At 39.6% G+C, this 23099-nt stretch carries 24 protein-coding genes; 8 read left to right on the top strand and 16 right to left on the bottom strand.

Translation table 11 applies throughout. The features are described 5' to 3' along the window. Positions 1–36 precede the first annotated feature (36 nt). Positions 37–1365, top strand: coding sequence for a GntP family permease (locus tag J8L85_RS02560; RefSeq protein ID WP_211014240.1), 1329 nt, complete (start codon positions 37–39; stop codon positions 1363–1365). Between the two features lie 42 nt (positions 1366–1407). Here the strand turns inward: J8L85_RS02560 and arfB are convergent, their stop codons facing one another. From arfB to J8L85_RS02540, 4 genes are all read right to left on the bottom strand, one after another. Then, positions 1408–1809, bottom strand: coding sequence for an alternative ribosome rescue aminoacyl-tRNA hydrolase ArfB (gene arfB / locus J8L85_RS02555; RefSeq protein ID WP_211014238.1), 402 nt, complete (start codon positions 1807–1809; stop codon positions 1408–1410). 73 nt (positions 1810–1882) lie between these two features. After that, the gene (locus J8L85_RS02550) at positions 1883–2872 is read right to left on the bottom strand and encodes an ABC transporter ATP-binding protein (RefSeq protein WP_211014236.1); all 990 of its coding nucleotides are present in this window, start codon (positions 2870–2872) and stop codon (positions 1883–1885) included. Between the two features lie 86 nt (positions 2873–2958). Beyond that, entirely contained in the window at positions 2959–5115 is a 2157-nt protein-coding gene (locus J8L85_RS02545; RefSeq protein WP_211014234.1) for a prolyl oligopeptidase family serine peptidase, read from the bottom strand. Between the two features lie 89 nt (positions 5116–5204). After that, on the bottom strand, positions 5205–6194 hold the full coding sequence (locus tag J8L85_RS02540; RefSeq protein WP_211014232.1) for an aspartate-semialdehyde dehydrogenase: 990 nt from the start codon (positions 6192–6194) through the stop codon (positions 5205–5207). Positions 6195–6453: 259 nt separating this feature from the next. On the opposite strand from J8L85_RS02540, the gene J8L85_RS02535 reads away from it, so the two are divergent. Next, positions 6454–6912, top strand: coding sequence for a hypothetical protein (locus tag J8L85_RS02535; protein ID WP_211014230.1), 459 nt, complete (start codon positions 6454–6456; stop codon positions 6910–6912). Positions 6913–7050: 138 nt separating this feature from the next. Here the strand turns inward: J8L85_RS02535 and mscL are convergent, their stop codons facing one another. From mscL to J8L85_RS02520, 3 genes are all read right to left on the bottom strand, one after another. After that, a complete protein-coding gene (mscL, locus tag J8L85_RS02530) occupies positions 7051–7458 on the bottom strand; it encodes a large conductance mechanosensitive channel protein MscL (RefSeq protein ID WP_211014228.1) in 408 nt (135 codons plus the stop codon). Positions 7459–7545: 87 nt separating this feature from the next. Beyond that, on the bottom strand, positions 7546–8652 hold the full coding sequence (alr, locus tag J8L85_RS02525) for an alanine racemase (protein ID WP_211014226.1): 1107 nt from the start codon (positions 8650–8652) through the stop codon (positions 7546–7548). Beyond that, positions 8645–9289, bottom strand: a complete 645-nt coding sequence (locus J8L85_RS02520) for a thymidine kinase (protein ID WP_211014223.1) — start codon at positions 9287–9289, stop codon at positions 8645–8647. The genes alr and J8L85_RS02520 overlap by 8 nt, the downstream gene beginning before the upstream one ends. Positions 9290–9396: 107 nt before the next feature. On the opposite strand from J8L85_RS02520, the gene J8L85_RS02515 reads away from it, so the two are divergent. Both J8L85_RS02515 and rsmI read left to right on the top strand, forming a co-directional pair. Further along, positions 9397–10080 carry a hypothetical protein gene (locus J8L85_RS02515; RefSeq protein WP_211014222.1) on the top strand — a complete coding sequence of 228 codons (684 nt, stop codon included), beginning with the start codon at positions 9397–9399 and terminating at the stop codon, positions 10078–10080. A gap of 67 nt (positions 10081–10147) precedes the next feature. Continuing rightward, the gene (rsmI, locus tag J8L85_RS02510; protein WP_211014220.1) at positions 10148–10819 is read left to right on the top strand and encodes a 16S rRNA (cytidine(1402)-2'-O)-methyltransferase; all 672 of its coding nucleotides are present in this window, start codon (positions 10148–10150) and stop codon (positions 10817–10819) included. Between the two features lie 4 nt (positions 10820–10823). On the opposite strand, the gene J8L85_RS02505 is transcribed toward rsmI, so the two are convergent. The 6 genes from J8L85_RS02505 to J8L85_RS02480 all read right to left on the bottom strand — a co-directional run bounded on the left by J8L85_RS02505 (position 10824) and on the right by J8L85_RS02480 (position 17211). Further along, positions 10824–11846: a cytochrome-c peroxidase gene (locus J8L85_RS02505; protein WP_211014217.1), complete on the bottom strand. Its 1023-nt coding sequence runs from the start codon at positions 11844–11846 to the stop codon at positions 10824–10826. A 73-nt stretch (positions 11847–11919) separates the two neighbouring features. Then, positions 11920–12798, bottom strand: coding sequence for an MbnP family protein (locus J8L85_RS02500; protein ID WP_211014215.1), 879 nt, complete (start codon positions 12796–12798; stop codon positions 11920–11922). A 49-nt stretch (positions 12799–12847) separates the two neighbouring features. Then, positions 12848–14833: a TonB-dependent receptor gene (locus J8L85_RS02495; RefSeq protein ID WP_211014213.1), complete on the bottom strand. Its 1986-nt coding sequence runs from the start codon at positions 14831–14833 to the stop codon at positions 12848–12850. Between the two features lie 3 nt (positions 14834–14836). Continuing rightward, on the bottom strand, positions 14837–15760 hold the full coding sequence (locus J8L85_RS02490) for a hypothetical protein (RefSeq protein WP_211014211.1): 924 nt from the start codon (positions 15758–15760) through the stop codon (positions 14837–14839). Positions 15761–16089: 329 nt separating this feature from the next. Continuing rightward, complete coding sequence (locus J8L85_RS02485) at positions 16090–16458, bottom strand: hypothetical protein (RefSeq protein ID WP_211014209.1); 369 nt, start codon at positions 16456–16458, stop codon at positions 16090–16092. A 150-nt stretch (positions 16459–16608) separates the two neighbouring features. Beyond that, entirely contained in the window at positions 16609–17211 is a 603-nt protein-coding gene (locus tag J8L85_RS02480; RefSeq protein ID WP_211014207.1) for a carboxymuconolactone decarboxylase family protein, read from the bottom strand. A gap of 59 nt (positions 17212–17270) precedes the next feature. Between J8L85_RS02480 and J8L85_RS02475 the strand changes: the two genes are divergently transcribed. Genes J8L85_RS02475 through J8L85_RS02460 form a run of 4 tightly spaced genes read left to right on the top strand, consistent with a single transcriptional unit; the run spans position 17271 to position 21057 of the window. Beyond that, entirely contained in the window at positions 17271–17699 is a 429-nt protein-coding gene (locus J8L85_RS02475; RefSeq protein WP_211014205.1) for an OsmC family protein, read from the top strand. 11 nt (positions 17700–17710) lie between these two features. Continuing rightward, on the top strand, positions 17711–19399 hold the full coding sequence (gene recJ / locus J8L85_RS02470) for a single-stranded-DNA-specific exonuclease RecJ (protein WP_211014203.1): 1689 nt from the start codon (positions 17711–17713) through the stop codon (positions 19397–19399). After that, complete coding sequence (locus tag J8L85_RS02465; protein ID WP_211014201.1) at positions 19396–19782, top strand: VOC family protein; 387 nt, start codon at positions 19396–19398, stop codon at positions 19780–19782. The genes recJ and J8L85_RS02465 overlap by 4 nt, the downstream gene beginning before the upstream one ends. 3 nt (positions 19783–19785) lie before the next feature. Then, positions 19786–21057, top strand: coding sequence for an MFS transporter (locus J8L85_RS02460; RefSeq protein WP_211014199.1), 1272 nt, complete (start codon positions 19786–19788; stop codon positions 21055–21057). Positions 21058–21292: 235 nt separating this feature from the next. Here the strand turns inward: J8L85_RS02460 and J8L85_RS02455 are convergent, their stop codons facing one another. From J8L85_RS02455 to J8L85_RS02445, 3 genes are read right to left on the bottom strand one after another with little or no spacing between them, the layout of a single operon-like run. Then, on the bottom strand, positions 21293–22057 hold the full coding sequence (locus tag J8L85_RS02455) for a UDP-2,3-diacylglucosamine diphosphatase (protein ID WP_211014197.1): 765 nt from the start codon (positions 22055–22057) through the stop codon (positions 21293–21295). A 20-nt stretch (positions 22058–22077) separates the two neighbouring features. After that, positions 22078–22533, bottom strand: a complete 456-nt coding sequence (locus tag J8L85_RS02450) for a 6-carboxytetrahydropterin synthase (protein ID WP_211014195.1) — start codon at positions 22531–22533, stop codon at positions 22078–22080. Positions 22534–22590: 57 nt separating this feature from the next. After that, entirely contained in the window at positions 22591–23016 is a 426-nt protein-coding gene (locus J8L85_RS02445) for a hypothetical protein (protein ID WP_211014193.1), read from the bottom strand. Between the last annotated feature and the right edge of the window lie 83 nt (positions 23017–23099).

The following is a 23099-nucleotide window of genomic DNA, read 5'->3' as shown; positions in this document are numbered from 1 at the left end:
TACCCAACTAAAGATTAGAAAAATTTATAGTAGGTTATGGAGTTATTGTTTTTATTGGTTGCGGTTTTGGCCATCATTTTTTTGACCACTCGGTTAAAAGTACATGCGTTCATAGCTCTTTTTATTATTTCCATTTTATATGGCCTTTTTGCCGGTATGCCTTATGAAGAGATTATCTCTTCCATAAATAATGGGTTCGGAGATACCTTGGGTAAAATAGGACTGATCATTGTTCTAGGGGTTATAATCGGTGCATTTTTAGAAAATACGGGCGGTGCCTTCGCCATTGCGGAGAAGGTACTACAACTGATCGGTAAAAAGAGAGTTACCACGGCTATGGGAATTATAGGCTATGTGGTATCCATTCCTGTTTTTGCCGATAGTGGGTTTATGTTGCTTCACCCTTTAAATAAAAGTTTATCTAAAAAGGCGGGTATTTCAATTGCGGGCCCGGCCATTGCCTTAGGGGTGGGCTTAATGGCCTCGCACACGATGGTGCCTCCAACTCCGGGGCCTATTGCAGCGGCCGGTATTTTAGATGCGGACCTTGGGTTGGTTATCGCATTTGGTTTTCCGGCAAGTATAATTGCCTTGATCTCTGGTATTATCTTCGCTAAAAAATATGCCTCTAAAACGCAAATAGAACCTGATGTGGAGGATGCCCTAGAGGCCGAGAAGGAATTGACAAGTGCTCCCAGTGCTCTAAAGTCATCTATTCCCATATTGGTTCCTATTCTTTTAATTGTGCTTAAATCGGTATTAAATCCCAAAAGAACAAATTTGGACAATTCTTTTGTGGACCTAATCGGTTTTTTGGGCGAACCTGTAATTGCCTTGTTAATAGGTATTTTTTTGTGCCTGCTGTTGCCTAAAAAGCTCAATTACGATATGCTTTCGTCATCGGGTTGGGTAGGAAAGGCTATTAAAGATGCCGCTTCGATTATTTTGATAACCGGAGCTGGGGGTATTTTTGGAAAAATCCTTCAAAATTCTGGAATAGCGGATACCTTGGGTCAATTATTGATGGAGTATAATATTGGTATTTTTTTACCCTTTGTTCTGGCTGCAGCTTTAAAAACGGCCCAAGGTTCCTCTACGGTAGCTTTGGTGACCACGGCGTCTATAATTATGCCCATGATGTCATCGCTCGGGTTTGAGACCGATATTCAAAAAGCTTTGGTCGTGGTTATAATTGGCGCAGGCTCTGCGGTTGTTTCCCACGCTAACGACAGCTTTTTTTGGGTAGTTACCCAAATGAGCGGAATGAACGTTAAAACAGGGTATAGGTTGTTTAGTCTTGGATGTGGGATTTTGGGTGTAGTAGGGGCTTTAACGGTCTTTGTTTTTTATTCCTTTTTCGCCTAAGCCTGCCTATATATCTAATGCTATCGTATTCTAATGTACAAATCAGATTTCTGGTTTTCTTCGATTTATTTTTTTAGAGGCGGAAATTTTCTTTGACCGCAGTCTTTTCTCAATAGATGATTTGGAGGGTTTGGTGGGTTTTCTTTTTTTCTGAACAAGTAGTGCTCTGTCCACGAGATCAAAAAAGCGATCGGTCACCAAACTTTTGTTTTTATGTTGGCTGCGGGTATCATCACACTGTAATAATAGGAGACCTTCTTTGGTCAGTTTAGAACCTAATTTAAGTGAAATACGTTTTTTTTGGGTATCGGAAAGACCGTTGGAATTGAACAGATCAAAGTTGAGCTCCACTTTAGAAGATACTTTATTGGCATGTTGCCCTCCTGGGCCACTACTTCTAATGGCCTTGAATTGAAGTTCTTTAAGTATGGTCTCTTTGTTCAACGATAGTTCTTTATGCCCAAAGGTAAGTAAACTGTAGGGGAAGCGTACGTACGGTAAAAATAAGTGTTTAATGTTATTCTGTGGGTGAGTGTTGTATTCTTTGATTGATCGTTTCTAAAGAAACGTTCAAGAAAACTTTTTTATGTAATGGGAGTTCTGAATTGGAGTGAAAGAAAATAGATTCCCCTTCTTCTGTTTTACCTTGTACCAAATAATGACTGCCCATAGGGTATGAAGTATTTACGGTGACCGGAATACCCGAAGTTTCCGAGACCTTAAACTCATGTGCGTAGACAATGATTTTTCTTTTGGTATTTGCGTATGATTTTAGAACGTCGATGGCAATAGAATTGGCTTCGCCAAAAAGAGACGCAACATAGAGACTTTTCGGGTTTTTGTATAGGTCTGTGGGCCGTCCTCGCGCAATAATGTTTTTTTCTTTGATAACGACCACCTTGTCAGTAAATGGCAGTACATCATTATAATCATGGGTGGCTACGATGCAGGTAATACCGTTGTCCTTTAGATATTTAAAAATATTTCTTCGCAGGCTGTTTTTTAAAAAGTTATCTATGTGGCTAAAAGGCTCGTCCAACAACAACACTTCTGGTTTTTGGGCAAGTACCCTTGCCAAGGCAACCCGTTGTTGTTGTCCCCCGCTCAGGGTCTTTACCTTTTTGTCCGCGAATTCAGTAAGTTCTATCATCTCTAAAAGCTCTTGTGTACGCTCTTTTAATTCCTTTGGATAGAACACAGATAAATATTGGCTTATATTTTCAGATACCGTGGTAAAAGGCATCAAATCAAAATCTTGGGACAAATATTTCATGTACGGAGCTCCGGGCACCAAGTTAAAAGCGGGGCCGAGAATGGGCTCGTCTTCCCAAAACACCTCTCCTTGTTCCAAATCCATGAGTCCGTATATGATTTTTAGCAAGGTACTTTTTCCGCATCCGCTTTCCCCAATAATGGCTACATGTTCCCTTCGTTGAATCCTAAGGTCTATATTTTCCAATACCGGAACTGTATCATAGGTAAACGAAACATTTTCTACTCTAAGCATAAAGAAAAGTTGAAGGATTAAAATAAAGAAAAATCCGTTCTTAAATAGGAACGGATTTTTCAATTATTTATTGATGTGTAAAAACCTTAATCTTTGAATTCTTTGAGAACGGACTGATTTGGTAACTCCTCATAGCCCATATTATAAAGGGTAAACCCAAAAATATCGGCATATTGCTCAATGGTTTTGCTTACGGGGGTTCCTGCTCCGTGACCTGCGTTTGTTTCTATTCTGATCAAGGTAGGTTTATCACCCGCTTGTTTTGCCTGTAATTCTGCTGCAAACTTAAAACTATGTGCGGGCACTACACGATCATCATGGTCACCGGTAGTTACCAAGGTAGCAGGGTAAGAGACTCCTTCTTTAACATTGTGTACAGGAGAGTAGCCCTTAAGGTACTCGAACATTTCTTTACTATCTTCGGCGGTTCCGTAATCATAGGCCCAACCGGCACCAGCGGTAAAAGTGTGATATCGCAACATATCCATTACACCAACGGCGGGCAGGGCTACTTGCATTAGATCGGGCCTTTGGGTCATGGTGGCACCAACTAACAGTCCGCCGTTAGATCCGCCACGTACGGCCAAGTATTCTTTAGAGGTATAGATGTTTTCTATCAGGTACTCTGCCGCTGCAATAAAATCGTCGAATACGTTCTGTTTTTTTGTTTTGATACCTGCATCGTGCCATTTTTTACCATATTCGCCCCCTCCCCTTAAGTTGGGCACGGCATAAACACCGCCTTGTTCCATCCAAACGGCATTAATAATGCTGAAAGACGGGGTAAGACTAATATTAAAACCACCATAACCATATAGGATAGTAGGATTTTTACCGTTGAGCTCCAAGCCTTTTTTATGGGTTATGATCATAGGGATCTTGGTGCCGTCTTTCGAGGAATAAAATACCTGCTTTGATTCATAGTCGTCGGGATTAAAATCTATATCCGGTTTCCAATATTCTTCATATTCGCCGGTTTCTACATTGTATTTGTAAGAAGATCCGGGGGTGTTATAATTGGTAAACGAAAAATAGAATTCCTTGTCCTCTTTTTTACCGCCAAAACCACTTGCGGTTCCTACGCCCGGAAGTTTTACTTCTCTAACAAGATTGCCATCATAATCGTACTGAAAAACTTTTGAGATGGCATCTACCATATACCTAGCAAAGAAATAGCCGCCTCCCGTATTGGGGCTCAGTACGTTTTCCGTTTCAGGGATAAAATCTACCCAGTTTTCCGGTGATGGATTTTTGGCATCTACGGTAACTATTTTTTGGTTGGGGGCATTTCTGTTGGTTACTATATAAAGTTTTGAGCCCACATTCTCAATAATAGAGTTATCGGAATCCGTGTCTTCAACAATAGGAATCAAAAGTCCGTTAGGGTCTTCTAGGTCACGAATAAATAGTTTGTTGCCCGAAGTGGATACCGATGCCGAGATGATAAGATATTTATTGTCCTCGGTAACACTGGCGCCAACATATCGGTGTTTTTCGGAAGGAGTGCCGCCAAAAATAAGTTGATCGTCTTTTTGAGGCGTACCAAGTTTATGATAGTAAACTTTGTGTTGGTCTGTTTTGGCAGAAAGCTCACTTCCCTTTGGCTTGTCGTAGCTGGAATAGTAGAAACCTTCGTTTCCTTTCCATGAAACACCACTGAATTTAATATCTACCAAAGTATCTTCAACTACTTCTTTGGTTTTCGTGTCTATTACAATCGCTTTTCTCCAATCGCTCCCTCCTTCAGATATAAGATACGTGGCCAATGAACCGTCTTTGGTAAAGCGTAGGCCGGCCAATGAGGTAGTGCCATCTTCAGAAAACGTATTGGGGTCAAGAAAAACCTCTTCTTCCCCGTCACCTTTTTTTCTATAGATTACATTTTGGTTTTGTAGACCGTTGTTTTTATAGAAATAAGTATAATCCCCTTCTTTGAAGGGAGCTCCTAATTTCTCGTAGTTCCAAAGTTGTTCCAATCGGTTTTTAAGGTCGTTTCTAAAAGGTATGTTTTCTAGATAACCAAAAGTGGTTTCGTTCTGCTTTTTTACCCATGCTTCGGTTTCAGGGCTTCGGTCATCTTCTAGCCAACGATAAGGGTCGCTGACCTTGGTGCCAAAATAGGTGTCCACGGTGTCAACTTTGGCAGTAGTTGGGTAATTCACGGTAATAGTTTCTTTATTGGTTTTAGTTTCACACGATACTACTGTAATGGCAATAAGCGCGTATAAAAATGGTTTTTTCATGGTTTTTTTAATTGATAATCATAAAAATACCATAAAAAAACCTTCAAAACGGGTCTATTTTGAAGGTTTTAACATTCGTACAAGAAGGGTTACACCAAATTCTTATCCACTAAATATTCCGCTATCTGAACCGCATTGGTAGCGGCACCTTTTCTAAGGTTGTCGGCAACGATCCACATGTTCAAAGTGTTTCGTTGTGTTTCGTCTCTTCGCATACGGCCCACAAAAACTTCATCTTTATCATGTGCGTATATGGGCATAGGATAGGTGTTGGTATCTGGGTTGTCCTGTACCGTTACCCCTGGTGTATTGTTCAATAGTTGGCGTATTTCGTTCAGTTCAAAATCGTTATGAAATTCAACATTTACCGATTCTGAATGTCCACCTGCCGTAGGTATACGAACGGCTGTGGCACTGATGGAAAATGAACGGTCGTCCAAAATCTTTTGTGGTTCGCGCGCCAATTTCATTTCTTCTTTGGTATAGCCGTTTTCAAGAAAAACGTCGCAATGGGGCAGGGCGTTTCTACCTATTGGATAAGGATACGCCATTTCGCCCTTAACTCCGGCAATCTCGTTCTCTAGTTGTTGTACGGCTTTTACTCCCGTTCCCGATACCGATTGATAGGTTGAAACGACCACACGCTTCATTTTATATTTTTTATGTAATGGGGCCAATGCCATTACCAATTGAATGGTAGAGCAATTGGGGTTGGCAATAATTTTGTCCGAGGGGGTGAGGGTGTCCGCATTTATTTCTGGAACGATCAATTTTTTGTCAGGATCCATTCGCCATGCAGAGGAATTGTCTACAACGGTAGTACCTACTTCTGCAAATTTTGGCGCCCATTCAAGGGAAGTATCACCACCTGCCGAAAAGATGGCAATATCAGGTTTAGCGGCAACCGCATCCGATAAACCTATAACGGTATGTTCTTCGTCTTTATAAGAGAGTTTTTTACCTACGGAGCGTTCCGAAGCCACTAATAATAGCTCCGTAATGGGAAAATTACGTTCGGCCAACACTTTCAACATCACTTCACCTACCATTCCTGTGGCACCAACAACTGCTACTTTCATCTATTTATGCTTAAAATTAAATTGAGGACAAAAATAGCTATTACAGTCTGTTGGACAAGATAAAAACAACAAAATAAATAAAATATAACAAAAAGTTACAAAAATAACAATTTGAAAATTTGTTCCATTAAAATTACCAAGTAAAAAAGTAAGAAATTTCTAAATTTGTTTAGAGTATTATATTATAGTTTGATGCATGCTCTTGTGTTTCAAAATATATTGTGTTAGATGTCTCCCAAAACACAAAAAGGATGTTAAAATGAAAGCGAATGTATATATATTAATTGTGATGATAGCTTTATTTGCAGGATGTAAGCTTAATTCACAAGATAGGTTAATTAGAAATTTTGTAGAGAACGCTATTCTTAAAGAAGATGTTTCAAACCTTAGTGCTTATTTGGCGTTAAGTAATAGAATTACAAATAAAGCGGGATACCAAGAATTTTTTGAGAAAAACTTTAAATCTATTAAAGATTCTATGGGAAAAGGGTGCGAAGCAAAATATACTATAAAAGACTATAAAAGTGCAGAAAGCATGAATTTAGAGGACTTCAATCGCTATAAACAAAATTATGTTGCTTTTGAAAATGTATATTTCGTCGTGTGCGGTAAAAAAATAATTCTACCAGTAATTACTGAGAATAATAAAATAATATCATTTCAAACTGGCATAGTGAAAAAAAAGGATCAGGATTTGGCCCCTTATTTGTTAAATTGAGTCGGGATAATGATATTATTCTACGCATCATATGCTAATAAAAAAAGAACCGTCAACGTTGTTAGCGAAACAGCGTTGACGGTTTAAGTTGAAATTTGTTGCAGTGCAACGGTTCCCTTGGAAAGGGTATGTTTTAAATTACTTTTTTAAAGCATCTCTAATCTCTACCAATAATTCCTCGGCAGTAGGTCCTTTTGGAGCTTCTTCTACTGGTTCTGGTGGAGTTTTTGTTTTGTTGTAAGCCTTTACGATCATAAACAGAACAAAACCTACTGTAATCAAATTGATTATAGCGTTTACCCATTTACCATACATAATGGCGTTTTCTGGTTTCTCGACAGTTCCATCGGCTGCCAAGACTGCTTCGTCCAATACAAGTTTCATATCGGCAAAATCAAGACCACCTGCAAAGTGACCTACGATCGGCATCATAATATCACTGACAAAGCCACTGACTACAAGACCTACGGCCCCAGCCATAATTACCGCAACTGCCAAGTCAATGACATTTCCGGTCATAATAAAATTCTTAAATTCTTTTAACATGATTTAGTGTTTTTGAAAAATTAAAATTAATAAGAGTGCGCAATGTAAGAAAAAAAAAGAGTCTTAATGAAATGTTAATTGACGTTTTTAGTCGATGAACCTTCGTTTTACACGTTGCGAAATGGCCGTAAGAAGTTCATAAGAAATGGTGTTTGCCGTTTCGGCTTGTTCTTGAGCGGATAGTTGGGGACCAAAAATAATGACCTCGTCACCTTCTTTACAATCAATGCCGGTAACATCTATCATTATCATATCCATACAGACGTTTCCGATTATCGGCACCATTTTCCCATGGAGCATTACATATGTTTTGCCTTTTCCATATTGTCTTCCGATACCGTCTGCATGTCCAATGGGCAAAGTGGCCGTTACGGTATTTTCTTGGGTAATATGCCCCCTGTTATAGCCTATGCTTTGGTTTGGTCCCAATCTATGCAATTGGGAGATAATGGTTTTTAACGTAGCTATAGGTTTTAATTGAGCATCAAATTTAGCTTCGTTGCCATAACCGTACAAACCTATACCACTTCTGACCATATCGTACTGTGCTTCCGGATAATTAAGTATACCGGAAGTGTTAAGTATATGGCAAATAGGCCTATACTTGAAGACTTCAGAGAACCGGCCCACAATTTTATCAAAGGAAGAAATTTGCTTTTTAGTAAACTCGGCCTCGCTATGGTCTTCGGAAGCTGCCAAATGCGATAAAATGGAAACCACCTTCAGTTGATCTTGCCCTAACAACAGTTCACCTAAATCGGTGATATCATTCTCGGTAAAACCCAACCGGTTAAGACCGGTATTGAATTTTATATGAATTGGATAGTCCTTCATATCCATTTTTTGGGCCGTTTCCATAAACTGACGTAATATAAACGGCGAATAGATACTTGGCTCTAACCGATTGCTGACCAATGTCTCGAAATTGGCCGCTATGGGATGCAATACCAAAATAGGTTTGGTAACGCCCGCATTACGTAATGTCACACCTTCGTTTACATAGGCAACGGCAAAATAATCAACGCCCAATTCCTCTAGTTTAAGGGCAACGGTGGCTGCATCGCTACCATAGGCATAGGCTTTGACCACTCCCAGAAACTTGGTCTTCGGGTCTATTTTTGAACGTAGATAATTGTAATTATGTTCCAAGGCCTTTAAATCTATCTCCAGAACTGTTTCCTTGGCCTTATGCATCTAAATCGTCTTTGGAGTTTTTTATTTCTTTGGCATCAACATCCATACCTTTTACTTTTTCCTTTAGCATGGCTTTGTAAAAGGCGCCTCGGCTCAGGGGTTCGTATTCATTGGTTTCTCCCAACATTACTAATTTATCGTTATTTGATTTTCTATAACTGTAATTGGCCAAGTTTCCGGTTCTTGTGCAGACGGCATGTACTTTGGTTACATATTCCGCCGTAGCCATTAATGCGGGCATGGGCCCAAAGGGATTTCCTTTATAGTCCATGTCCAAGCCGGCCACTATAACACGAATGCCCTTATTGGCGAGGTCGTTACAGACAGTAACAATTTCATCGTCAAAAAATTGAGCCTCATCAATACCAATAACATCACAAGTATCTGCTAAGATCCTTATATTGGCAGCTGCGGGTACAGGGGTAGATCTAATTTCATTGGCATCATGCGAGACAACCATATCGTCATCATAACGGGTATCTATAATGGGCTTAAAGATCTCTACCTTTAATTTTGCGAACTGGGCTCTTTTTAATCTCCGAATCAACTCCTCTGTCTTACCGGAAAACATAGAGCCGGCAATGACTTCTATCCAGCCGAATTGTTCCTTATGGTTAACGGTATTTTCGAGAAACATTTTGTAATTTTAGACGAAAATAAGAGGTTTTTTCGTTCTTCTTTATAGAATCTTAAAGTTATTGAAAAAAGGGATTGAAATAGAGAGGAATAAACTAATTTGTAGGTATGAAGAAAAAATTGAAGGCTGAATTGGTTAAAATGTCGACTGATATAATTACCGCCGAAGACATTAGTGACATAGCTAAACTGTATGAAGCTGCGAAAGGGCTATATGAAAAAATTGCGGTTCTTAAGTTTATTGAAGAAGAACTGAACGACATTGAAGTAGATGTGTCCAAGAGTGTAATTGCCGATAAATTTGAAAAAATGGCGAATGCGGTGTTACGGGAAAATGCCACGGTTCCGGAAAGCAATCCACATGAAGAGGATATTATTATACCGGGTATGGATACTATTAAAGATATAGTATCGGAAATGCCGAGTACCGATAATTTAGAAGAGGTATTGACGGAGTTTATGAACAAACCGGATCTTATGAAGAATGATAAGGAGCTTTTTACACCCAGTAAGGCAGATGTAAAAACAGAAGCGCCCAAATCTTTAAACGATCGTTTGGTAAACAAAGACTTAAAAATAGACTTGAATAACCGCTTGGGCTTTATTAAACATTTGTTCAATGGTAGTACAGAAGATTATAATAGGGTATTGTCTCAGTTAAACACCATAGATACGTATGAGCGTTCTGTTTCGTTCATAAAGAACATGGTAAAACCCGATTATAACAATTGGGAAGGAAAAGAAGAATATGAACAACGTTTTATGGAACTGATAGAGCGGAGGTTTTTATAGAGCAATAAGTTTAGAACATAAATTGGCCCAACACTTGGTGTTGGGTTTTTAGTTTCGGTAAAAGACTATGGGAAAGTTATATTTGGTACCAACACCAATAGGCAATTTAGAGGATATTACCTTAAGGGCCATACGCATTTTAAAGGAGGTGGACCTAATTCTTGCAGAAGACACAAGAACCAGCGGAAAGCTTCTTCAGCATTTTGAGATCAGCACCCCTATGCAAAGCCACCATATGCACAACGAGCATAAAACGGTTGCCAATATCGTAAATAAACTTACACAAGGTGAGTCTATTGCATTGATCTCGGATGCAGGTACGCCCGCTATTTCCGACCCTGGATTTTTATTGACACGAGCATGTGTAGAGGCCGATATAGAAGTAGAGTGTCTTCCTGGTGCCACAGCTTTTGTGCCGGCTTTGGTAAATAGTGGGTTACCGAACGACAAGTTTGTTTTTGAAGGTTTTTTGCCTGTAAAAAAAGGAAGGCAGACACGATTAAAATTATTGGCGGAAGAACCGCGGACCATAATTTTTTACGAATCTCCACATAAGTTGGTGAAGACACTTACTAATTTTGAAGAATATTTTGGTGCGGACCGTCCTATTTCCGTTTCAAGGGAATTGACCAAATTATATGAAGAAACAATTAGGGGAACGGTAAGTGAGGTTTTAAAATATTATACCGAAAAGCCTCCAAAAGGTGAAATAGTGATCGTTGTTGGGGGTAATAAATAAAAGATTATTGACCAATGAATTCTTCATCACTCAATGTTTTCATAAATGAGATAAGATAGCTTTTTTCCTCTTCGGTTAAAGGAATCCTATTATCGTTTTCTTTAAGAAAGGGATCAAGATTATCCGCCTCGAGAACACCATTGCTTAAATAGTCCAACAGATCTTTTAGGGTAGCGAACTGTCCAAAACTTCCGTACGGGGCCGTATACTCAATGTTGCGCAATGAGGGTACTCGAAAACTCATATAATCTTCTGAAATACCGGTAACTCTAGCGCGCCCAGCTTCATTGGTATCGGTGTTTAAAGGAAAGCCGATGTTTCTAAAACTTTGGTCGGTAAAGAGTTCGGTACTGTGGCAACTGATACATTTTTCTTGAAAAACGGTATAACCCTGGGCTTCTTCTTCGGTGAAGGTTTCACCTTCTTCCCTTTTTACTTTGTCATATTTACTGTTGGAAGATATCAATGTATATTCGTACTGGGCAATGCTGTTATAGATTCTGTCAGGGGTGATATCTTCATCACCGAAGGCCTTATAGAATAGCTCAATATAATCGTCGTCATCTTCAATTTTGCCTATCACCTCAAGAATGGAAGAATCCATTTCTTCATGTGTTATGATGGGCACCAATGGCTGATCTTCTAACTTAAGTTTACTGCCGTCCCAATTATAAAATTGCATAAACGCCATGTTCTGAATAGGGGGAACATTTCTAAGGCCTATCCTGTTTTCGATTCCGATGGCTTTTTTATTATGGTCCGAAAAGGCGTTTTTCTGTATATGGCACGTAGAACACGATATGGTGTTATCTGTACTTAATCTTTTATCGAAGAATAGTTTTTCGCCCAATTCAACCCCATATTGTGTGGGAGTATTGGTATATACCGCACTGTTCAGTTCCGGAAAACCGGAGGGAATATTCAATGACACCTCTGGATTGTCGAAAGGAATAAGCTCAAAATTGTCATCATTGCTACAAGAAGCCAATAGTAGAACAATAGCAACAGTGGATATTAAATTTTTCATTGGGAATCTATTTTGTAAACCATTAAAAAGAGCCGTTATGGGCTTGGCCCATAACGGTCCTTGGTTTTTATATTTAGTTTTCTACGGCGGTTATAGAGAACATTCCAGTAATGTCGGTATCACCGTTACCACCAATATTATCTACAAATTTTACCATTTCAACGGCAGTATGGATATTTGGTGTGGCATTGTCGGTTCCACTGGTTCCTGAAGTCAATGTAATTGTATTGCTTCTTCCGCTTAACAAATAGTCAAAATCAGCTTTGATTGTAATTTTAGGAGCGCTACTTCCCACAATTGCGTTTGTAGGAAGGTTCAATGTAATGTCCCTATATGCATCGACTCCTTGAACAAAACTCTCTCCTGTAGCATCGTCAGGGTCTTCGTCAATTGTACTACCGGTATGGATCGATAGTTCTTTGTTGTCGGTATCATAAAAACCTTCAATTTTTGTAAAACGGTATCCTGTTCCCCATTCCCACATCATTTCGGTATCGTTTTCTCCCGCTGCGGCATAAAAATTAGGAAAACTTACTTCGTCCAAGGTATTTAGCTCGGTTTTTACGCCCAATCCAAATTTTACCTGAACATATTCATCAGAAGGAATATCGCTTAATACATATTGCAAGGTTGCCTCTTTTGATTGGTCAACGACAGTAGCGCCTTTATCCAAATCGTTTACGTTATAAGGTATTTCGGTACCATCTTCCTTGATAAGACGAATATTGCTTATTACATATTTTAATTCTGAAAAGTGGTGAACCTGGCCTGCATCGGAAGTGTTTACGGTAGCTTCTGATGAAGTGGCATCGCCTAGAACAATAGTGTTGTCCTCAAAAGTGTTGTTGAATTCCAAGGTTATATTGTTGGCCACCGGAATATCGTCGTTACTACAAGACATGACGCCTAGTGCTATAAGGGATACTAAAAGATACTTTTTTGAGTTTTTCATTGTTTTGATTTTAATAGTTAATATTTGTTTTCTTTTGTTATTTATATGTTTATAAATCGATTTTTAAGGACGTAAAAACATTACGGCCCATTCTTGGGATATTGCCCCAGTCTGCATATGTACTGTAGTAGGTGTTGAATATATTTTCGGCACCTACTTGTAGAACTGTTTTGTGGTCTTTGATAAAAAAGGTGTAATCGGCGGACACATTCCAATTAGAGTAGGCCGGGGTTTCATCTTCCCCATATTCCGGACTATAGTCTACCTGTTTTAAATCACCGTTCAAGGAGGTTAGAAACCCAAATTTTCCATAAGAAAAATGCAAGGAAGTCTGATAGCTTAGCGGGCGGATAAAAGGCAGATTGTTTTTGTTCTCATCCAACCCCCGTGCATAGGTAAGGCTTCCTTTCCAGTGCAAATCCTGTAAGATGGCATAGCTTCCGTTCAATGAAAAATTGAACAATGTTGCGTAGTCTAGCGAGGTATACCCTTTAACACCTACAGATTGATAGTTCATGGGGCTACCCGTACTTAAAATTCTTCCTATAATGTAATCTTGTATATAGAAATAGTTTGCTTGTGCCTGTATGCTTGCTCTTTTGTTCTTAAAACCGGCACTGGCATTTACTTCGTAAGAAACCTCATTTTTCAGGTCCGGATCACCTATATAATCGTATCGGTCAAAACTGTTATAGATATAGTAACCGTACCCTTCCGATACCGAAGGTGCCCTATGCCCGTATCCTCCTCCTACAGAAAAGTCGAAACCGCTCATATTAAGTTGATAGCTGGCATAAATATTTGGTAGAAATCGGGTCTTTTTTTGTGGAGCACCCGGATGAAAAATCCAGTTAAACTCTACATATTTCGAATAGTTGTAATTTAACCCAAGGGTACCACCAAAATTTAACTGGCTTATATTGGAGACATCCAATGAATTGCTCATGGAAAGACCGGCATAACTTGTTGTAACCCAAGGCCAGCTATAGGCGAACATGGTGCGCTCACTTCGGTCTTGGGGGTACATCCTCATTTCTGCGATAGACAAGTTGTTGTACGCGTTTAATTGTACTTCAGAGGCATAATCGTCTTTTTTGAAGTTGACCTTGGAAACAAGTCCGTACGTGGTGCTCCAACCAGGCATATCCATATGTACAAGATTTTCTGGCCGTGTGGTATCGTCCATATAATGCTCAATGGCGTTGAAATAAATTTTGGTGTCCCAAACCTTTATAGGTCCGTCCTCAAAAAAACGCTTATACGCCACAGAGGTAATAAGGGCCCTTGATAGCGATAGGTCCATTGGAAGTGCAGGGTAACCAACATCTTTGGCCTTGTCAAAAATGGCATCTACCCTTACAGATGACAATGGGCTCGTCTTGTAGGCCACCCCCAACGATGCATTGAATTTTTTATATTGAGAGTGCTCTACTTCGTCGTTGTTGCCGTCGGTATAGTTTTCCGCCCTTCGGTAAGAGACACTACCGTCCACAACCAGCTTATCGCCAGAATAGGAGAGTTTGCCAAGGTTAAAAAATTGGTCGTTGTTAAACTCATAACCGGTCTGATAGCCACCGTTCCATTTTTTATTGAGCCCAAATGAAGTACTCTTCCTTTTTAGGTTGATACTTCCTGCTACGGTCGCCCCGTGCATGCTTCCCTCTTGACCCGACTTTATCTCTATGTCAGAAAGGTTATTACTTTCTACATAAGAGGTTACGGGGTCCATCTTGTCCGTACAGGCCCCGAAAATATGCATGCCGTCAATGGTAACGGTAGAACGCTCGGTACTCATATTGTTCAGTAACGGTTCCCACGCATAGGCGCCTCGTTTAATAAAGCTTATGTTGTCGGAAGACGCCAAAAATTCATCGACCGAAACGGCCATTTTCATTTCCGTTTCAATTTTCTTTTTCTTGGCGGCAATAACGATCACTTCATCCAAGACCACATTTAAAGTGTCCTTTTTTATCGGCGTATTTTGAGCGTTCGCGAATATTCCCAATAAAAGTATAGCTAGTGTTATTCGTTTCATTGCTTAAAATAATATGTCGATATATAGTTCACTTTTCTCACCTTCGATACCCGGGGTAAACTCGGTAGAAACCTCGGTGCCCTTGATGGTCTGTCCATTTTCATCCTGTAGGATAAAGTTCAATGTCCAGTTTCCTGTCATGGTATAGTTCACGACCCCATGGTATAAACCGTCGCTTTGTTGTGTTAGATCCTCATTGTTTGGTGATGAATGGTTCCCCATTGAAGGTTCTGGCATTCTAGGATCTAGCAGTAAGGTGTGGTTTTGCACTATGGAATATGAAAACTGTGATGGGTCGGGAAAAGTTCCTGAGGGATCCGTGGGTTGGTTGTATTTATATATACCTGCAACCAAATCGTTTTCTGCAACATTCGGACTTTGAGGGGATACCAGGGCAATAAAATATTGCTCGTTGTCATTGCCCGTAAACGCCGTCATGTTTAGGTTAAGGTTCGTTTGTTCTTCAACAGTAATGGTATGATCGATCATGTACGATTGATCATTGTCTACAAAGCCAATGTACAATTGCCAACTTACCGTTGTATCGCTCTCATCGGTAAACACGGCATACCCCTTGTAATATTCCTCTGTTGCATCAAAGGGCAAATTGTATTCATGAGGACAAGAGACCTTATTGCCGTTGGCATCTGTCATTATCGGTAAAAAAGCAACTTCCGAATTCTCGAGATCAACATTTGTCTGTGTATTGGTGATCTTTAAGCGAAGCTCGTTATAGCCCTTATATAAAGAACCGTTCAACGCCTCTATACTAATGGTGTAATCTCCACTGGTTATAGAAGTTGCTTCTTCAAAATCAATATATTCTGTAGTTTCTGTACTTATTTCAGCCTCATAATCCGTTTTGTCTATGGTGCAAGAAACAACCATAACGAACACCGCAATTACATACAAATGTAAAAGTCTCATCTAATGCCTTTTTAATTAAAACTGTTGAAAATAGGGTAGCGCTAAGTGCTGGAACGGCACCCGTTTAGAAATAAATGGAATGTTCCGTTCATTTGGCCGCAATAATCAAAATTGCTGTCGTTGCCCGCTACTATAATGTAAATAGAAAATTCATCTAGAGTCACCGCAAACCCAAGTAGCTTTTATGCTACGGCATGGTAATTATGCCAAATACCTGTAAACAAGTATTTGTGGGAAGCACATAAGCGCATATGGCCAAAAACTAATCTTTGACTCAACACATTTGTGGTGATTTACAGTGTTTGCGTTTCTATTTACTGAAAAAGAAATTAAACGAGGGGAGGATGAAAAACAAAACCCATATAATCGAACTTATAAAGTTTATTATACGGAGATTCTACTTTTTCATTTTGTTCTTTTAAGAACGGGGATATATATGAATTAATTTCTTGAAAGTAGACAATGGAATATTCTGTAGCCAGAGAATGATTTTTTTCATTGCCCTTTTCTGAGTCGGAATCGGAAGCCTCTGCTAATTTTTTCATCAAATAGCATTTTCCATTACATTTTAACTCTGGCTTTTCTCTGTTTACACAAAGTTCATTTTTAATGTAATCATAGAAAGCGGCATATTCCATAAATGGAATTAATGGCTTGGAGAATAAAAATAATGACAATATGATTGCTGCCGTTTTCACGTAGCAAAGGTTTATATTTTTTTAAAATTTTCCTAATTAAAAATGATTTATAACAGCCTTCCGGTCGATTCTTAATCAAGTAATCAAATGCGGAGGCGAATAGGCTTTATGAGTTGTTTAGCGCCTTTTATAAAAGGAAGTTTTATTTGGTTAATAAACGGATCCGTCATGTTTGCCCTTTTCCCAACCATGTTTGCCCAAATATTGATCGGCACTTTCAACGGCCCCTTTTTCTATAGTTGTTCCCATAGAATCGTTCCAACGGTTAAGGTACCCGAAAAGAGAGATAACACCTAACATTTCAACAATTTCACCTTCATCCCAATGCTTGTAAAGACGCTCTTTTATTTCTGCATCTACTGCGTTGGGTACTTGAGAGGCCTGTACAGAAAAATCTAGCGCTGCCCGTTCTGCTTCCGAGAATGCGGGGTGTGTCCTGTATTCCCATATATTGTCCAACTGTTCCTGTTCGGCTCCGTAACGTTCCGCGGCCCGTATGGCATGTGCTTGGCAATATCTGCAACCTGTAGCGTTACTGCTTACCCATGCGATCATCCTTTTTAGGGCAGAAGTAACCCTGCCTTCATTGGCCATTACCGCCTTGTTGAGGTTTATAAAGGCTTTAGAAATGGCAGGTCTGTGCTGCATGGTCAAAACGGAATTGGGGCAAAACCCGAGGGTTTCGTTAAAGAATTCTGCCAATTCTTTCGTTTCTGGGTCATGATTCGGGTCTAGAGGTGTTACCAATGCCATATTATGCGCTTTTAGATTGTATTTGTAGTATTTTTGTAACCTACAAGAAACAAAAAATTATGAGCACGACAAATCATATCAGCACGAAATGGTTGGGCAACATGGCTTTTGAAAGCAATAACCCATCCGGACATTCATTAAAAATAGATATTGCCAAGGAAGACGGAGGTGACGGTAGTGGGTACAGACCCAAGGCATTAATGTTATCTGCATTGGCAGGTTGTTCAGGTTTGGACGTTGCCGCGCTTATCAAGAAAATGAAATTGGATGTGGAAGATTTTCATATTGAAACCATTGCCGATCTTACCGACGAGCACCCAAAATATTATGATAAAGTGGTAATAGAATACCATTTTCATGGTAAGGACCTCAACGAGAAAAAGCTTCAGAGAGCAGTAGATCTTTCCGTAGAAAGATATTGTGGTGTTATGGAAATGTTCAGAAAATTTGCAGAACTGGATATCAAGACCATTTTTCACCATAATTAGTAGTCGATTGCATGCGCTGGACTATTAAACCCAAACCAAAACAAGAGGACATCGACTTTTTGGCCAATGAGCTACAGGTCGATGATTTGGTAGCGCAGTTATTGTTACAAAGAGGTATTACCAATTTCGAAGAAGCCAAGAAATTCTTTAGGCCACAGTTAAGCGATCTTCATGACCCTTTCTTAATGAAAGATATGGATATTGCCGTGACACGAATAGAAGAGGCGATAGCCAATAATGAGAATATTCTCGTTTATGGCGATTATGATGTTGATGGTACAACGGCCGTTGCCCTGGTTTCCTCATACCTACAATCTTATTACCCCAATGTGGCCACGTACATTCCCGATCGTTACGACGAAGGGTATGGGGTATCTTACAAAGGAATTGATTTCGCCGAGGATAACGGATTCTCCTTGATCATTGCATTGGATTGTGGTATCAAAGCTATCGACAAGGTGGCCTATGCGAAGGAAAAAGGAATCGATTTTATCATTTGCGATCATCATAGACCCGGTAAAACATTACCGAATGCAGTAGCGGTTTTAGATCCAAAACGAGAAGATTGTACTTATCCGTTCGATGAATTATGTGGTTGTGGGGTCGGTTTTAAATTAATTCAGGCACTTGGTGCCCATAAGGGAGAAACAATAGACGATGTTTTCTATTGCCTTGATTTAGTGGCTACTGCGATCGGGGCGGATATAGTTCCGATAACCGGAGAGAATCGAATACTATCTTTTTATGGCCTACAGGTTATCAATCAGCAGTCAAGACCGGGGTTTAAGGCGATTATAGATCAGATTAATAAATCGGAACTGACGATTACCGATGTTGTTTTTATAATAGCACCAAGGATCAACGCGGCCGGAAGAATGAAACATGGCCAACATGCCGTAAATCTTTTGACCGAAACAGATATGCTGCAAGCTTCAAAATTTGCCGCCGAGATAGAGAAATTCAATACCGATAGAAGAGGGTTGGATCAAGAAATTACCGTAGCGGCTCTAAACCAGATTCAAAAAAACAAAGAAGAAGATCGTTATACTTCGGTGGTGTTTCAAGAAGACTGGCACAAAGGGGTCATAGGCATTGTAGCTTCCCGGTTAATGGAAACGTATTATAGACCCACCTTGGTATTTACCAAGAGTGGAGAGAAGCTAGCGGCATCGGCACGGTCCGTAAAAGGTTTTGATGTGTACAATGCCCTTGAGGGCTGTTCTGAGTGTATAGAGCAGTTTGGGGGGCATAAATATGCAGCAGGACTCACTTTGTTGGAAGAACAATACGAAGTTTTTAAGTCCAAGTTCGAAGAAGTAGTGCGTAAAACCATAGACCCTGTTCTTCTTACGCCTGAAATTACGGTAGATGCCATTATAGAACTAAAGGATATTACCCCCAAACTACTACGAATTTTAAAACAGTTCGCCCCCTTTGGTCCTGGAAATATGTCTCCCGTATTTATGGCTGAAAATTTAACGGATACGGGTTATGGAAAAACAGTAGGGCAAGAAGGAGCACATTTAAAATTATCGGTTACCCAACATGATAGCCATAAGATAAATGCCATAGGTTTTAACCTGGGGCATAAACTACCATTGGTAACAGGCAGAAAACCTTTTAACGCGGTATTCTCCATTGATGAAAATGAATGGCAGGGCAATGTAAGCATCCAGCTTAAACTTAAAGATATTCAATGAAAATAGAGCACATTGCCATATGGGTGAAGGATCTGGAGTTGATGCGCAATTTTTATGAGAAGTACTTTAATGCAATTGCAGGGGAATTATACCATAACCCCCAAAAAGAGTTTACTTCTTATTTTTTGGGTTTTAAGGAAGGGGTAAGGTTAGAGCTAATGCACAAACCTACCGTTTTTAAATCTCTTGAGGGGAGTAGTGATCTATTGGGCCTCGCCCATTTTGCGATTTCTGTGGGTACTAAGGAAAAAGTGGATGCCCTTACGGAACAATTAAGAAACGATGGGTTTACCGTAGAAGGAAACCCAAGAACCACGGGTGACGGTTACTATGAAAGTATAATATTGGATCCAGAGGCAAACAGAATAGAAATTACCATTTAATAAATGAACAAGAATATTGATCCGTATGCGGCATTAAGGTTTAGAGAGTTCAATATTTTTTTATTGGTACGCTTTTCTATGGTCTTTGCATGGTCTATGCAGTTTATTGTGATAGAGTGGCAAGTATACTCGTTGACAAAAGACCCCCTTTCTTTAGGAATTATTGGTTTAATGGAGGTAATACCGGCAGTGAGTATGGCCCTTTTTGCGGGGCATGTCGTGGATCAGAAAGAGAAACGAAATCTATTGGTGAAATGTATTTTTGGCTTCTCTATCATTAGTTTTGGCTTGTTTGTTTTAAGTTGGCCATCTATAGACACCAAATTTGGAACCAAAACAATTTTGTATGGTATTTACGCCTTAGTGTTTTTAGGTGGGTTTGTAAGGGCTTTTATTGGCCCTACCATTTTTTCGTTGATAGCGCTGATCGTACCAAAGAGAATATATCCGAATGCAGCTACTTGGAGCAGTTCTACGTGGCAATTAGGATCTGTTTTAGGCCCCGCATTGGCCGGTTTTTCCATAAGTATTATTGGGGTGCATTGGTCTATGTGCGTCATTTTTGGTTTTTCTGTTTTGGCCTTGATCACACTTTTTCAAATTCCGAAAAAACCGATTCTAAACCCTAAGATAGGCGAACCCATTTTTCAGAGTTTACGCGAGGGGCTTCATTTTGTATTTAGCAACAAAGCTGTTTTTGGGGCTTTGACCTTGGATATGGTTGCAGTACTTTTTGGCGGTGCCGTTGCTTTATTACCTGTTTTTGCACAAGATATTCTTCATGTAGGCTCCGAAGGTTTTGGTATACTTAGGGCGGCACCTGCCGTCGGGGCATCTATTACCATGTTAGGGTCTACCCGTTTTCCGTTGCATAAAAATGCCGGGAAAAAATTATTGTGGGCCATATTCGGATTCGGAATCTGTATTATTGTCTTTGGCCTGTCCACTTATTTTTGGTTGTCGGTCATTGCCCTGTTCATAAGTGGGTCCGTCGATGGTATTTCTATGATTATTAGGCAAACGATCCTTCAGCTAAAGACACCGGACAATATGAGGGGAAGGGTAGCTTCGGTAAATTCTATGTTCGTAGGTTCGTCAAATGAGCTGGGAGCTTTTGAAAGTGGACTTACCGCCAAACTTATGGGGACGGTGACCGCCGTTGTATTTGGAGGAAGCATGACTTTGTTAACCGTGGGGCTGACCGCTTTTTCTTCGCCTACCTTTAGAAAGTTGGATTTACTGAAAGATATAGAGGAACACGAGAAAGAGGAATAATGTATTTCTTGCATAAAAAAGGCCCTTTGTAAGGGCCGTTCTTTTTTAAAGTAGGTAATTAAGATTTGGATAACCAAATACTTTTTAAATAAGTATAAATAATAACTCTATGATACCTTAAAGGTAGATGCTAAATAACGAAGTATGTCATTTATGTTGTGAAAGTCTATAAAAATGTTGTAAGAAAAGGATTACAAAACATTTGTGTCACAAGAAGCCTCTTTTTATGAAGCAGTTATTCAAATTTCTTCAATTGAAGTTGTTGTCCATCAAACTCGGCATAGGTATAATAATGTATCCAATCGCCTGTATTGGTATATTTTGATGTTTGAGAAAGGGTTATTTCCAAGGGTAAGTGTCGATGTCCAAAAATAAAGTGGTCATAGTGCCGTGTTTCCAATTTTCGTTTGGCATATTGTACCAACCATTCTTTATCCTCTCCTAAGAATTTAGCGTCTTCATCACCGGAAATCAGTTTGTTCTTAACAGAGAAGTATTGCGCCAATCGCACCCCTAAATCTGGGTGAAGCCATCTAAAGAACCATTTGGCCACAGGGTTGGTAAAAACTTTTTTCATTCTTTTGTATCCCTTGTCATGAGGGCCAAGACCATCACCGTGTCCAATAAAAAAGGAAACCCCATTAATTAGATATTGCTGAGGTCTGTGAAAGACGGGGATATTAAGCTCTTCTTCAAAATAGCCGTTCATCCAAAGATCATGGTTGCCTACAAAATAGAAGATAGGTATTCCTGCATCTGACAGCTCCGCCAATTTGCCAAAAGTTCTGGTAAAACCCTTTGGTACTACAGTTTTGTATTCGAACCAAAAATCGAAAAGATCGCCCAATAAAAAAATAGCACCGGCGTCGTGCTTTATTTGTTCTAGCCATGCAACAAATTTTTTCTCTCTCGGAAAACTTTTGTCCATTGTCGGAGCTCCCAAGTGGTTGTCACTCGCGAAATATACTTTTTTTCCTTCTGGGAGTTCTATTGTGGTCATGTTAGGTAAAGATAGCAATGTTACCCTTGATTGTCACTGGCAAACCATTCCGCAAAAGAAGAATCGGTTTCCTGTAATTTTAATGAAAAAAGCTCGATATTTTCCGGTAGCCGTGATTTTATCTTGGCGGCAAAATCGATGACCATATTTTCACTGGTGGGTTGGTAGTCTGCCAAGATCACATTGTGTCCTCTGTCGGTCAGTTCTTTGGCGAGCTCTATATGGGGCGTATTTTTATTGAATACGGTAGCGTGGTCATAAACATCCACTATTTCTTCTTTTACGATCTTTTTAAGATCGCCAAAATCTATTACCATTCCCAATTTTACATGGGATACATCTGTAATAGGTCGGCCGATTACCGTTACAGAAAGTTTATAACTATGCCCGTGTACATTTCTACATTTTCCATCATAACCATATAAGGCATGCCCGGTCTCAAAATTGAACTGCTTGGTAATACGAATCTTGCTCATAGCATTTAATTATGGGGCAAAGGTAGCGAAACTTTGAAAGGATTTATAGGAAAGAAATTAATCTAGAACAATCTCCGATGGCCCGGAAATTAAATTTACATGGCAACAATCGGCCCCCACAATAAACTCTTGGTCCACTACTTTATTGTTGGAGACATAGCCCTTAAAAGAAATAACGGCTTCTGAATTTTTGTATTGCTCATGGTATTTGTCACTAAAAATAGGGTAGAGGCCCTGTTCTTTATAATATTGATATTCAGGGTCGCTGTAGTTTTCAGTAAGGTTTTTGCCCGTATCCGTATCTACGACTTCAAAACTATCGAGTGCAATAATATCTCCTGAAGTGTTTTTTACAGAAACGGTTAGGGTAACGTAAATTTCTGTGCATACGACCATTGCACATTCTTCCTGCTCAGTTTCTTTATGGCCATTGCAGGCCATTATGAATAGAAAAAGTAGCGTTAAGGAGAGTCGTGCAAACATGTAATTGTTTATATAAAGAGACACGAACCTTGAAAAGTTGCGTGCAATAAAAATTTACCTTTTATATTTTCGCCTAGATCGTA

Source organism: Maribacter sp. MMG018, assembly GCF_018100785.1.
Taxonomy (GTDB): domain Bacteria; phylum Bacteroidota; class Bacteroidia; order Flavobacteriales; family Flavobacteriaceae; genus Maribacter.
The sequence above is the reverse complement of the archived record's forward strand: the minus strand, read 5'-3'. Positions and strand labels throughout refer to the sequence as shown.

Excerpts from the sequence above, each read along its gene's own strand:
- J8L85_RS02475 (WP_211014205.1), top strand. The coding sequence starts at position 17,271 with ATGAGCACGACAAATCATATCAGCACGAAATGGTTGGGCAACATGGCT.
- J8L85_RS02445 (WP_211014193.1), bottom strand. The coding sequence starts at position 23,016 with ATGTTTGCACGACTCTCCTTAACGCTACTTTTTCTATTCATAATGGCC.
- J8L85_RS02545 (WP_211014234.1), bottom strand. The coding sequence starts at position 5,115 with ATGAAAAAACCATTTTTATACGCGCTTATTGCCATTACAGTAGTATCG.
- J8L85_RS02490 (WP_211014211.1), bottom strand. The coding sequence starts at position 15,760 with ATGAGACTTTTACATTTGTATGTAATTGCGGTGTTCGTTATGGTTGTT.
- J8L85_RS02500 (WP_211014215.1), bottom strand. The coding sequence starts at position 12,798 with ATGAAAAACTCAAAAAAGTATCTTTTAGTATCCCTTATAGCACTAGGC.
- rsmI (WP_211014220.1), top strand. The coding sequence starts at position 10,148 with ATGGGAAAGTTATATTTGGTACCAACACCAATAGGCAATTTAGAGGAT.
- recJ (WP_211014203.1), top strand. The coding sequence starts at position 17,711 with ATGCGCTGGACTATTAAACCCAAACCAAAACAAGAGGACATCGACTTT.
- J8L85_RS02520 (WP_211014223.1), bottom strand. The coding sequence starts at position 9,289 with ATGTTTCTCGAAAATACCGTTAACCATAAGGAACAATTCGGCTGGATA.
- mscL (WP_211014228.1), bottom strand. The coding sequence starts at position 7,458 with ATGTTAAAAGAATTTAAGAATTTTATTATGACCGGAAATGTCATTGAC.
- J8L85_RS02450 (WP_211014195.1), bottom strand. The coding sequence starts at position 22,533 with ATGAGCAAGATTCGTATTACCAAGCAGTTCAATTTTGAGACCGGGCAT.
- J8L85_RS02480 (WP_211014207.1), bottom strand. The coding sequence starts at position 17,211 with ATGGCATTGGTAACACCTCTAGACCCGAATCATGACCCAGAAACGAAA.
- J8L85_RS02535 (WP_211014230.1), top strand. The coding sequence starts at position 6,454 with ATGAAAGCGAATGTATATATATTAATTGTGATGATAGCTTTATTTGCA.
- J8L85_RS02550 (WP_211014236.1), bottom strand. The coding sequence starts at position 2,872 with ATGCTTAGAGTAGAAAATGTTTCGTTTACCTATGATACAGTTCCGGTA.
- J8L85_RS02560 (WP_211014240.1), top strand. The coding sequence starts at position 37 with ATGGAGTTATTGTTTTTATTGGTTGCGGTTTTGGCCATCATTTTTTTG.
- J8L85_RS02465 (WP_211014201.1), top strand. The coding sequence starts at position 19,396 with ATGAAAATAGAGCACATTGCCATATGGGTGAAGGATCTGGAGTTGATG.
- J8L85_RS02455 (WP_211014197.1), bottom strand. The coding sequence starts at position 22,057 with ATGACCACAATAGAACTCCCAGAAGGAAAAAAAGTATATTTCGCGAGT.
- J8L85_RS02460 (WP_211014199.1), top strand. The coding sequence starts at position 19,786 with ATGAACAAGAATATTGATCCGTATGCGGCATTAAGGTTTAGAGAGTTC.
- J8L85_RS02540 (WP_211014232.1), bottom strand. The coding sequence starts at position 6,194 with ATGAAAGTAGCAGTTGTTGGTGCCACAGGAATGGTAGGTGAAGTGATG.
- alr (WP_211014226.1), bottom strand. The coding sequence starts at position 8,652 with ATGCATAAGGCCAAGGAAACAGTTCTGGAGATAGATTTAAAGGCCTTG.
- J8L85_RS02505 (WP_211014217.1), bottom strand. The coding sequence starts at position 11,846 with ATGAAAAATTTAATATCCACTGTTGCTATTGTTCTACTATTGGCTTCT.
- J8L85_RS02515 (WP_211014222.1), top strand. The coding sequence starts at position 9,397 with ATGAAGAAAAAATTGAAGGCTGAATTGGTTAAAATGTCGACTGATATA.
- J8L85_RS02495 (WP_211014213.1), bottom strand. The coding sequence starts at position 14,833 with ATGAAACGAATAACACTAGCTATACTTTTATTGGGAATATTCGCGAAC.